Below are 10,288 nucleotides of genomic sequence, written 5' to 3' on the forward strand. Positions count from 1 at the left end.
GAAGCCCGGCGTGCTCACGCCGGGATTCCACGGCCTGCACATCCACTCGGTCGGCAAGTGCGAGGGCGACTTTACCTCCGCGGGCGGTCACTTCCAGGCGCCCGGCCACACCGGGCATCCGTCGAGCGGCGACCTCTCCTCGCTGCAGGTGCGCGCGGGCGGCGACGCGCGCCTAGAGACGACGACGAGTGCCTTCACGAAGGCCGACCTGCAGGCCGGGGCCGGAACGTCGATCATCATCCATGCTGGCGCCGACAACTTCGCCAACGTTCCGGCCGACAAGTACCGGCAGAACGACGGCACGCCCGGTCCGGACGCGCAGACAATGGCGACCGGTGACGCGGGCGCGCGCGTCGCCTGCGGCGTGATCGCGCCGGGCGCGTAGATCGCACCAATCTGCCTATCGGGCAACAGTTTTGCGGACACAATGGCCTCATGACTGAGCACAGGCACCTCAACCTCGCTGGCGTCGTTCTGGCGGGCGGTCGATCCCGTCGGATGGGACAGGACAAAGCATCTCTCGAATGGGAAGGGCGGCCGATGCTGACGGTCGTGACCGATGTGATCGCGCAGCGGTGCGACCCGGTCCTGGTGGCCGCTGCCCCCACCTCGCAGGCATACGCCGAACTCAGCGATGTGGCCGGGGTTGATTGGATTACGACCGAGCCGACCGGTGCCGGGCCGCTCGGTGGCCTGGTTGCCGCACTGGAGGCGGCCGAAGCGGCCGGATCGCCCGTTGCCTTTGTCTGCGCGACCGATATGCCGCTGATTCAACCTGAGCTGATCGACGAGCTGCTGCACGCGCTGACGGTCTCCACCGACGCTGTGGTGGTACACGAGGGTGGACGCGATCATCCGATGGCCGCCATCTACCGCACGCGCATTGTGCCGCAGCTGGCCGAACTCATCGCCGCAGGGGAGCAGCGCATGCTGGCCGCCCTGGACGCGATCGTGACCCACCGCGTCGGCGTCTCCGACGCGACCTGGCTGACGAACGTCGACGCACCCGAAGACCTGCACCGACTGCGCGTGTAGCCGAGCCGGAGGTACTCCGGGGTGTGAGCTGTGTAACACCGGAACGTTTCTCGCAGACATACCGGGTACAGCACTTCGCTGGTCCTGAGCGGGAGGAGAAGTCATGGCCGTCAGCAATTCTTCGGTGCGGAAGTTCCGGGTAGCGGGGGCGGCGGTGCTCGCTGCGGGTGCGCTCGGCGCGGCCACCCTGACCGCAGCGCCCGCGCAGGCCGCACCGATCGCGGTGCAGCAGATCCCGGCGAACGGGGTTCTCTCGATGGGCCTCGGCGCGTGGAGCGGATATGCCGCGGCGATCCGGGTGCGGACCGCGAATGTCGTCGGTCAGGCGTACCTGAGCGCGCCGGGCGGCGACGCCTGCAATCGCGGTGCCGCCGGCAAGTACGTGCGCTACGACTACACGAACGTGTCCTCGGGCCGCGGCGGCTCGGTCACCGTCCGTCCGTGCCCGGGTCCGTTCAGCGGCCCGCTCGAAGTCAAGATCAGCCCCGGACCAGGTCAGATCGTCGGGACCATCACGATCGTGTCGCCGGGGGTCTGGGCGATCCCGGGCGGGGCCACCTTCGCTCTCTGAGTCTGCCGGTCACGTCACGATGACGAGCTCGGCGGTGGCCCGCGTCATCGCGATGTAACGGGACACCGCGCCGGGTAATCCCGCACCGAAATCGGCCGGCGCCCACGCCGCGACCAGGTCGAACTCCAGGCCGCTGGTGTCGCTCGGCAGCACGCGGCTCACCCTCGGATGCGCCGGCAGCGAGCCGAGTCGCTCCGCCGTGCCGATCACGCACACTGTTCCCTCGTTGGCGGACAGCCAACGCGCGAGGAGCACGGGCAGTTCGGCGCCGGTGCACTCGCGCACCGGAAGGCCGTTGCTGCGAATCGACTCGGGCACCGCCGCGCCGGGGAGGACCCGGCCGATCTCGATGCTCGCGTAGTCCATCACTTCGCGTGGGGTCCGGTAGTTCAGCGAGAGTCGCGATACTCGAATACCGCGCAGACCCGTGCGCGCCAGGCGGTCCTCCCACGATTCCTCGAAGCCGAGCCGGGCCTGTGCGCGATCGCCGACGACGGTGAATCCGCCCGCCGGGCAACGACGGCGCAGCATCGCCCACTGCGCGTCGGTCAGTTCCTGCGCCTCATCGACGACGATGTGCGCGAACGGCCCGGCCAGGCGGTCGGCGGCGAACCCCTCCAGGCCGCTCTCATCGAGGGTCAGCTCCGTCATACCGCCGAAGGCGAACTGCTGCACCAGGCCTTCGCGGTCATCGTCGGCGGCGACCAGTTCGTCGATCACCTCGGTCATCACTTGTGTCTGCTCGGCCACGGAACTGCTTCGGCGTCGAGTTTGGGCCTCAAAGTCTTTGTTGCCCAAAAGGTTGCGTGCGGTATCAAGAAGTGGAAGGTCGGCGGTGGTCCAGGCCGACGGATCGTGACGCTGTAGGGCGCGAACGTCGCCGACAGACAGCGTCGGTGCGCAATGCCGCAGGAAAGCCGGCACCGTCCAGAGATCTCCGATCAGATCGGTCGCGTCGATCAACGGCCAGAAGCGGCGCAGCAGCGCGCGCAACTTGGGGTTCCCGGACAGCGGTGCTTCGAGATACTCGGCGAGTGCTGCAAGGATCTTCGGGCGCGCCTCATTGTGTGGAGTCCCCGCCTCGAGTTGATCGACGGCCACCGCCCAGTCGGCCGGGGTCACGGTGATCGGCCCGTCGGAGGTCTCCACAGTGCACGATTCATCCGGAATGTCCTGATAAAAGGCCACCGCCGGGGTGATCGCGCCGGTCAGTCGGGACTTCAACGCTGCGACCACCGGATCACCCTCTTCGGTGGCCGCGACACCCTCGGCGACCAGGTCGCTCAGGGTAGCGAACCGGGTGCCCTCGGCGCCCAGGTCGGGGAGCACCTCGGCTACGTAGTTCAGGAACTCTGGGGTGGGGCCGATGAAGAGCACGCCGCCGCGGGCCGCCGACCCCCGGCTGTCGGCGTACAGCAGGTAGGCGGCGCGATGGAGGGCGACCACCGTCTTACCGGTGCCTGGTCCACCGTCGACCACCAGCGTTCCCGTCGAACCGTCGCGCAGGATTGCACTCTGATCGGCGGCGAGAGTGGCCAGCACGTCGTCCATGGTGGTCGACCGGGACCGGCTGAGTGCGGCGAGGAACGACGATTCTGCATTCAACGTGGCAGTCGACATGGCGTCCAGCGCCGCATCGGTCAGCGGCTCATCCCAGTAGTCGACGACGCGGTTGCCCGACCACCGATAGCGCCGGCGAGACACGAGGCCGGACGGTTGGTCGCGGGCCGCGGCGAAGAACGGGGCGGCCGCCGGTGTGCGCCAGTCGAGAAGCAGTCCGGCGCCGTCGGCATCGCTGACCCCGCGACGGCCGAGATAGGTGCGCACCTCGGCGTCGTCGGTCATTCGGCCCAGGCACAGGTGCGCACCGGAGCGGCGTAGCAGCGCCACCTGGGCGGTCACCGCGCGGATCTCCGAATCGCGTTCTGCGGCCTCGCGTCCGGCGCGCGCCGGAACCCGGCGAAGCGCGTTGAGTCGGTCGGTCATCGCCGTGAGTTGATGCGCCACGGCGTCGTCGATCCTGGCCAGGACGGCATCGTCGTCGTCAATCAGGGCGGGATCGGCCTTCGCGGCATCGGTCAGGTGAAAGCGCGAGCGGGCAGGGTGGGCCATCGGCATCGAGTCTCCTTACGGGGGTGAGCAGCGATTATGCATGCCCACCTGGCCCTTGCGGCAAGCCCCGGGTGCCGCGCTATGGTGAAAGGGGAGCAGGTACCGAGCCCGTGGCCGACCGCCCGGGCGGCGGTTCCAGTGCCGGACGGGAGCGCTCGCCCGGCTTTGCCTAGAATGGGCACGTGACGAACCCCGACGCGAGCAATTCGCTTCCCGCTGCCTGGAATCCCGCTGAGCACGAGGAATCGCTCTACGACGGCTGGGTAGCGGCCGGGTACTTCACCGCCGATCCCACGAGCGACAAACCGGGCTACTCGATCGTGTTGCCGCCGCCAAATGTCACCGGTTCACTGCACATGGGTCACGCGCTGGACCACACGCTGATGGACACCTTGACTCGCCGCAAACGCATGCAGGGCTACGAGGTGTTGTGGCTGCCGGGTATGGACCACGCTGGCATCGCCACTCAGAACATCGTCGCTAACCGGCTGGTTGCCGAGGGCACCAGTCGAGAGGATTTGGGCCGCGAAGCTTTCCTGGAGAAGGTCTGGGAGTGGAAGGCCGAATCCGGCGGCACCATCGCCGGTCAGATGCGGCGGATCGGCGACGGCGTCGACTGGAGCCGCGACCGCTTCACCATGGACGACGGTCTCTCGCGCGCCGTGCAGACCATCTTCAAGAAGCTGTACGACGACGGGCTGATCTACCGCGCCGAGCGTCTAGTCAACTGGTCGCCGGTGCTGCAGACCGCGATCAGTGACATCGAAGTGAAATTCGCCGAGGTCGACGGCGAGCTGGTCTCCTTCCGCTACGGATCGATGAACGACGACGAGCCGCACATCGTGGTGGCCACCACCCGCATGGAGACCATGCTCGGCGACACCGCGATCGCCGTCCATCCCGATGATGAGCGCTACCGCCACCTGGTCGGCACCGAACTGGCCCATCCCTTCCTCGAGCGCGCGATCCCGGTGATCGCTGATAGCTACGTCGACCCCGAATTCGGCTCCGGTGCGGTGAAGATCACCCCCGCGCACGACCCCAACGACTTCGAGATGGGGTTGCGCCACCACCTGCCGATGCCGACCATCATGGACAAGGCCGGTCGCATCGAGGGCACCGGAACCGTGTTCGACGGCCTCGACCGCTTCGATGCGCGGGTGAAGGTCCGCGAGGCACTCGCCGAGCAGGGTCGGATCGTCAAAGAAGTCCGCCCCTACCTGCACAGCGTCGGGCACTCCGAGCGGTCCGGCGAGACCGTCGAACCGCGGCTGTCCATGCAGTGGTGGGTCAAGGTCGATCAACTCGCGAAGGCGGCCGGCGAGGCGGTGCGCGACGGCGACACCGTGATCCATCCGAAGAGCCAGGAGCCGCGCTGGTTCGACTGGGTCGACAACATGCACGACTGGTGCATCTCGCGTCAGCTCTGGTGGGGCCATCGCATCCCGATCTGGTACGGCCCCGACGGCGAAGCGGCCTGCTTCGGCCCCGACGAGGCCGCCCCGGCGGACTGGGAACAGGACCCGGACGTCCTGGACACCTGGTTCAGCTCCGGACTCTGGCCGTTCTCGACGATGGGCTGGCCCGACCAGACGCCCGAACTGGACAAGTTCTATCCGACGTCGGTGCTGGTCACCGGCTACGACATTCTGTTCTTCTGGGTGGCCCGGATGATGATGTTCGGCACCTACGTGGGCACGCTCGACGATGCCGGACTGGCCGGACGGAAGGCGCTGGTTCCGTTCGAGAACGTCTTCCTGCACGGCCTCGTCCGCGATGAGCACGGCAGCAAGATGAGCAAGTCCAAGGGCAACGGCATCGACCCGCTGGACTGGGTGGACCGATTCGGCGCTGACGCGCTGCGCTTCACCTTGGCCAGGGGCGCCAATCCCGGTGCCGATATCTCGGTCGGTGAGTCCAATGCGCAGAGCGCCCGGAACTTCGCGACGAAGCTCTTCAACGCCACCAAGTTCGCGCTGATGAACGGTGCGCGCCGAGGAGAGCTGCCGCCGCGCGCCGAACTCACCGTCGCCGACCGCTGGATCCTGGGCCGGCTCGATGCGGTGCTGGCCGACGTTGACGCCGGTTTCGAGGTGTACGAGTTCGCCAAAGCCTGCGAGGCGCTCTACCACTTCGCGTGGGACGAGGTCTGCGACTGGTACCTGGAACTGGCCAAAGTGCAGAATCAGGCGAGCGCCCACCGGGCCGCGACCACTGCGCTGGTGCTCGGCACCGTGCTGGACAAATTGCTGCGCGCCCTGTCGCCGGTCATGCCGTTCGTCACCGAGACCTTGTGGAAGGCGCTGACCGGCGAAGAGTCCGTCGTCCTCGCGTCCTGGCCGCAGCCGTCCGGCGAACCGTACGACGACGCGGCCGCCACCGCCATCGAAGACCTGCAGAAGCTGGTCACCGAGGTGCGCCGATTCCGCAGCGACCAGGGCCTGAACCCGGGGCAGCGGGTGGCCGCCCAGGTCAGCGGATTGACCGCCGAGCTCGATGACGTCCGTCCGTATCTGACCGCGCTGGCCAAGCTCACCGATGCGAGCGAGGACTTCACTGCGACCGCCACCGTCGAGGTGCGCTTGTCGGCATGTATGCCGACCGTCGCGATCGACACCTCCGGGCAGGTCGATGTGGAAGCTGAACGCAAACGCACCGCCAAAGATCTGGCCGCCGCCGAGAAGGAGTTGGCTGGCACCACCGCCAAGCTGGGCAATGAGCAGTTCCTGGCCAAGGCTCCGGATGCGGTGGTCGCCAAGATCACCGCCCGTCGCGAACTCGCGATCGCCGAGGTGGATCGGCTGCGCGCCAAGCTCGAAGAGCTGGCAGCCCGGTGACCGGCCCGCACGATCGGTCGAGCGACCGCGAGTCCGATCTGGCCGAGCTGGCCGCGGTGGAGGCCGAACTCGACTTGCGCTGGCCGGAGACAAAAATTGAGCCCTCCCTGACGCGCATCACCGCGCTGCTGGAACTGCTCGGCAATCCGCAGCGGGCCTATCCGTCGATCCACGTCGCCGGTACCAACGGCAAGACGTCGGTGACGCGGATGATCGACTCGCTGCTGCGGGCCTTCAGCCGCCGCACCGGCCGGATCACCAGCCCGCATCTACAACTGGTGACCGAACGCATCGCGATCGACGGCGAGCCGATCAGCCCGCAGCTCTACGTCGAGACCTACCGTGATCTGGCGCCGTATATCGGGATGGTCGACGAGACTGCGACCGATCAGGGCGGTCCGCGGATGAGCAAATTCGAGGTACTCACGGCGATGGCCTACGCGGCATTCGCGGAGGCGCCGATTGAGGTGGCGGTCGTGGAGACCGGCATGGGTGGGCGCTGGGACGCCACGAACGTGATCGACTCGAAAGTCGCGGTGATCACGCCGATCGGCCTCGACCACACCGACTACCTGGGCGACACGCTCGCCGAGATCGCGGGGGAGAAGGCCGGAATCATCACCGCCGGCGACCCAGAGGCACTGGTGCCCGACGACGCCGTCGCAGTGATCGGCGGGCAAGAGCCTGAAGCGATGGAGGTGCTGCTGCGGGCTGCGGTGGAAGCTGACGCCGTCGTCGCGCGCCAGAATTCAGAGTTCACGGTGCTCGACTCGACGACCGCGGTCGGCGGCCAACTGCTGTCGATACAGGGTCTCGGCGGTGTCTATGACGAGATCTTTCTGCCGCTGCACGGCGAGCACCAGGCGCAGAACGCCGCGCTCGCGCTGGCTGCGGTGGAAGCCTTCTTCGGTGCCGGCGCCAACCGACAGCTCGATATCGACCAGGTGCGCGCCGGGTTCGCGGCCGTCACCAGCCCGGGTCGGATGGAACGTGTGCGCAGCGCGCCGAGTGTCTTTGTCGACGCGGCACACAACCCACACGGCAGCGAGGCGCTCGCCCGCACGCTGACCGAGGAGTTCGACTTCCGGCGGCTGATCGGCGTTATCGCCATGCTCGACGATAAGGACGCCCGCGGCTTCCTCGACCAGCTCGAACCGGTGCTTGCCTCCGTCGTCATCACCTACAACGGGTCGCCGCGCGGCCTGGATCCGGAAGTCCTCGGCGAGCTCGCCATCGAGATCTTCGGCGAAGATCGCGTGCTGATCGAGCCTTTCCTACCCGACGCGATCGACGCCGCCCTGGCGTTGGCCGAGGACGGTCCTTCGGCAGGCTCAGGGATCGGGGGTTCCGGGATCGGGGACGAGACCCTGTCCGGCGCGGGTGTGGTGATCACCGGTTCGGTGGTCACCGCGGGCGCGGCCCGGACGCTGTTCGGCAAGGAGCCGCAATGACAGACAATCCGGCCATCGACAATCCGGCCACCGGTGAATCCAGATTCACCGCACCGGCTGCCGATCCGTGGAAGGGCTTCCGCGGTATCAACTCGGCCGTGCTGATCCTGGAGGCGATCGTCATCGGCTTGACCTTCCCAGTGGTCGCCACCCTCGGCGGCGGAGTGACCGCGGCGTCGGGGGCGTACCTGGGCGTCGTCTGTCTGCTGCTGATTCTGTTGTGCGGGGTGCAGAGCCGCCCGTGGGCGTTCAGTGCGAACCTCGGCATGCAGGCTGCGGTGATCGGAGGCGGTCTGTTCCACTGGTCGATCGCGGTGGTTGGCGTGGTTTTCCTCTGCGTGTGGCTCTACCTCGTCTACCTCAAGCGCGACGTCCAGCGCCGCATCGACCGGGGCATGCTGCCTGGTCAGCGACCTCGGTGATCTCCGCTACAATCGGACAACACGCCAATTGCCGGGGGGCTTCGCGGGGCCGGGCAGAGAAGAAACGGGTGACATGAGTCGTCGATCAATCGTTGCTGCCATGGCGGCGTTGCCGCTGGTCGGTGCGCTGTTGCTGAGCGGACCGGCGCAGGCTGTCCCGAACATCTTGCCGCCTGCAGCAATTGTGGCCGGTGGTAGCCGAAACGAGCCGATCGACACCGACGGCCTCAAGGCCCAGCAGGATCGGCACGCCAGCCCGCCGGAGATGGGCCGACAGACCCCGGGACCGATCGACGACGATGTGGTCCAGCCCGGTGCCCCGATGCCGGTGCCGTCCGGAGCCTTCGGCTACCTGGCCACGCGCGATGCCACCCGGTGGCTGGCGGCGCAGCGGCCCGGCGAGGCGATTCGCGCGCTGCCGGTCCCGCCGCAGTACCGACCGGCCAACACGGCGCTGGCGACGCAGATGACCAGGGAACTCGACGCCGCCGTCCGCACCCCGGGTGCCTGCGTGCAGATCATCATCGACCTGCAGTCGTCGGCGGGCAATCTATTCGACTACGGCGTGTGGTCCGTCGAACGCCAGTACTGCCCGCGCTGAGGATCACCCGGCCTGTCGAGAACCTCCGGTCCGGAGGCAGTACAGTATTGCCTCGTGACTGAACAGACTCTCGTCCTCATCAAACCCGACGGTGTCCAGCGTGGACTCATCGGTGAAGTAATCGCCCGCATCGAGCGCAAAGGCCTGGCCCTGGCCGCTCTGGAGCTACGCCTGGTGAGCACCGAGGTGGCGGCGGCACACTACGCCGAGCACTCCGAGCGCCCCTTCTTCGGAGACCTGCTGGAATTCATCACCTCGGGTCCGGTTGTGGCCATGGTGGTCGAAGGCGAACGGGCCATCCCGGCGTTCCGCCAATTGGCGGGCGGCACCGATCCGGTGGAGAAGGCCACCCCGGGCACGATCCGGGGCGACTTCGCCTTGGAGACGCAGTTCAACATCGTTCACGGCTCGGATTCGCCGGAGTCGGCTGCGCGCGAGATCGCGCTCTGGTTTCCCGCGCTCAACGGCTGAAGCCCGAGGACACTGCTCGGTAGTTCTGCTCGATTGTGTCGCCCTATGCGGGATTCCGGGTGAACATGTGGGATACTTGCGGAGTCGGGGCTGTCACACTTTGACAGCCCGGATCGGACTTGCTTCCGCGCAGCGACCGTCACCCACGGTGAGCGCGCTAGTAGTCAGGTAACAAGCAAGGCGTCGAGGGAACAGTTCCCTTCCGACGCGAAGACCACACAACACCGGCCGCTTAGCGGCCGCACACATAGGGACGGCCCTCGCGTGGCCGCGTCGTTCGCAGTGGCGGGAATCTGTCACCAGCGCCGACGCGCCCGGGGGTCGCGAGGAGATACGTGACCGTTAACGGGTCGCCGACCGATGCCCAGGGCTCGGATCATTCGGCAGAAGAATTTCCGCTCCGCCAGCGCGTGCACGCACTCGCCCGAGCGCTGGGAGTAACCAGCCGGGATGTGCTCGCACACTTGGCGGAACTAGGTATTGCGGCTCGATCGGCGTCCTCGTCGGTCAGCCGCGACGAGGCCCAGGCCGTGGCCGCACGCCTGACTGGTGAGTCCGCCGAGGCCGCACCCGCGGCGACCGGCGCTCCGGCAACAGCGTCGCTGTTCTCGGCTGTTGTCGTCGAGGAACCAGCGGCCGCGCCGGCTGGCGGTGTGCAGGCCGCTCCGCTGTTTCTGCCACCAGTTGTGGTCAGCGATGCCGCACCGGCCGACGACCAGGGCGTGGTCGCGGCCGCGGCGGCCGCCACCGACACCGCAGCCCCCACCGGCACCGACACTGGTGCGGCT

The 10,288-nt window shown here is 67.7% G+C and carries 10 protein-coding genes; 9 read left to right on the plus strand and 1 reads right to left on the minus strand.

Annotated features, from left to right (window positions below; all coding sequences use genetic code 11):
• From WAW85_RS08410 to WAW85_RS08420, 3 genes are all read left to right on the plus strand, one after another.
• Positions 1 to 385, plus strand: a 385-nt coding sequence (locus tag WAW85_RS08410; RefSeq protein ID WP_422559166.1) for a superoxide dismutase family protein, incomplete at its 5' end; no start/stop codon positions are given.
• A gap of 50 nt (positions 386 to 435) precedes the next feature.
• Complete coding sequence (gene mobA / locus WAW85_RS08415; RefSeq protein WP_422559167.1) at positions 436 to 1,035, plus strand: molybdenum cofactor guanylyltransferase; 600 nt, start codon at positions 436 to 438, stop codon at positions 1,033 to 1,035.
• 103 nt (positions 1,036 to 1,138) lie between these two features.
• Positions 1,139 to 1,606: a hypothetical protein gene (locus WAW85_RS08420; protein ID WP_422559168.1), complete on the plus strand. Its 468-nt coding sequence runs from the start codon at positions 1,139 to 1,141 to the stop codon at positions 1,604 to 1,606.
• A gap of 9 nt (positions 1,607 to 1,615) precedes the next feature.
• Here WAW85_RS08420 and helR read toward each other — a convergent pair whose 3' ends face one another.
• Positions 1,616 to 3,724 carry an RNA polymerase recycling motor ATPase HelR gene (helR, locus tag WAW85_RS08425; protein ID WP_422559169.1) on the minus strand — a complete coding sequence of 703 codons (2,109 nt, stop codon included), beginning with the start codon at positions 3,722 to 3,724 and terminating at the stop codon, positions 1,616 to 1,618.
• Between the two features lie 176 nt (positions 3,725 to 3,900).
• Here helR and WAW85_RS08430 point away from each other — a divergent pair, with 176 nt between their 5' ends.
• From WAW85_RS08430 to WAW85_RS08455, 6 genes are all read left to right on the plus strand, one after another.
• Entirely contained in the window at positions 3,901 to 6,555 is a 2,655-nt protein-coding gene (locus WAW85_RS08430; protein WP_422559170.1) for a valine--tRNA ligase, read from the plus strand.
• Positions 6,552 to 8,006 carry a bifunctional tetrahydrofolate synthase/dihydrofolate synthase gene (gene folC / locus WAW85_RS08435; RefSeq protein ID WP_422559171.1) on the plus strand — a complete coding sequence of 485 codons (1,455 nt, stop codon included), beginning with the start codon at positions 6,552 to 6,554 and terminating at the stop codon, positions 8,004 to 8,006. The genes WAW85_RS08430 and folC overlap by 4 nt, the downstream gene beginning before the upstream one ends.
• Positions 8,003 to 8,428: a DUF4233 domain-containing protein gene (locus WAW85_RS08440; protein ID WP_422559172.1), complete on the plus strand. Its 426-nt coding sequence runs from the start codon at positions 8,003 to 8,005 to the stop codon at positions 8,426 to 8,428. The genes folC and WAW85_RS08440 overlap by 4 nt, the downstream gene beginning before the upstream one ends.
• A 73-nt stretch (positions 8,429 to 8,501) precedes the next feature.
• On the plus strand, positions 8,502 to 9,029 hold the full coding sequence (locus WAW85_RS08445) for a hypothetical protein (RefSeq protein ID WP_422559173.1): 528 nt from the start codon (positions 8,502 to 8,504) through the stop codon (positions 9,027 to 9,029).
• A gap of 54 nt (positions 9,030 to 9,083) precedes the next feature.
• A complete protein-coding gene (ndk, locus tag WAW85_RS08450; protein ID WP_422559174.1) occupies positions 9,084 to 9,500 on the plus strand; it encodes a nucleoside-diphosphate kinase in 417 nt (138 codons plus the stop codon).
• 335 nt (positions 9,501 to 9,835) lie between these two features.
• Positions 9,836 to 10,288, plus strand: a 453-nt coding sequence (locus WAW85_RS08455) for a translation initiation factor IF-2 N-terminal domain-containing protein (RefSeq protein ID WP_422559175.1), incomplete at its 3' end; no start/stop codon positions are given.

The sequence above is a fragment of the Gordonia sp. (in: high G+C Gram-positive bacteria) genome (assembly GCF_049299075.1).
Classification (GTDB): Bacteria; Actinomycetota; Actinomycetes; order Mycobacteriales; family Mycobacteriaceae; genus Gordonia.

Coding starts and splice junctions, on each gene's coding strand:
- mobA (WP_422559167.1), top strand. CDS start 436: ATGACTGAGCACAGGCACCTCAACCTCGCTGGCGTCGTTCTGGCGGGC.
- WAW85_RS08420 (WP_422559168.1), top strand. CDS start 1,139: ATGGCCGTCAGCAATTCTTCGGTGCGGAAGTTCCGGGTAGCGGGGGCG.
- helR (WP_422559169.1), bottom strand. CDS start 3,724: ATGCCGATGGCCCACCCTGCCCGCTCGCGCTTTCACCTGACCGATGCC.
- WAW85_RS08440 (WP_422559172.1), top strand. CDS start 8,003: ATGACAGACAATCCGGCCATCGACAATCCGGCCACCGGTGAATCCAGA.
- WAW85_RS08445 (WP_422559173.1), top strand. CDS start 8,502: ATGAGTCGTCGATCAATCGTTGCTGCCATGGCGGCGTTGCCGCTGGTC.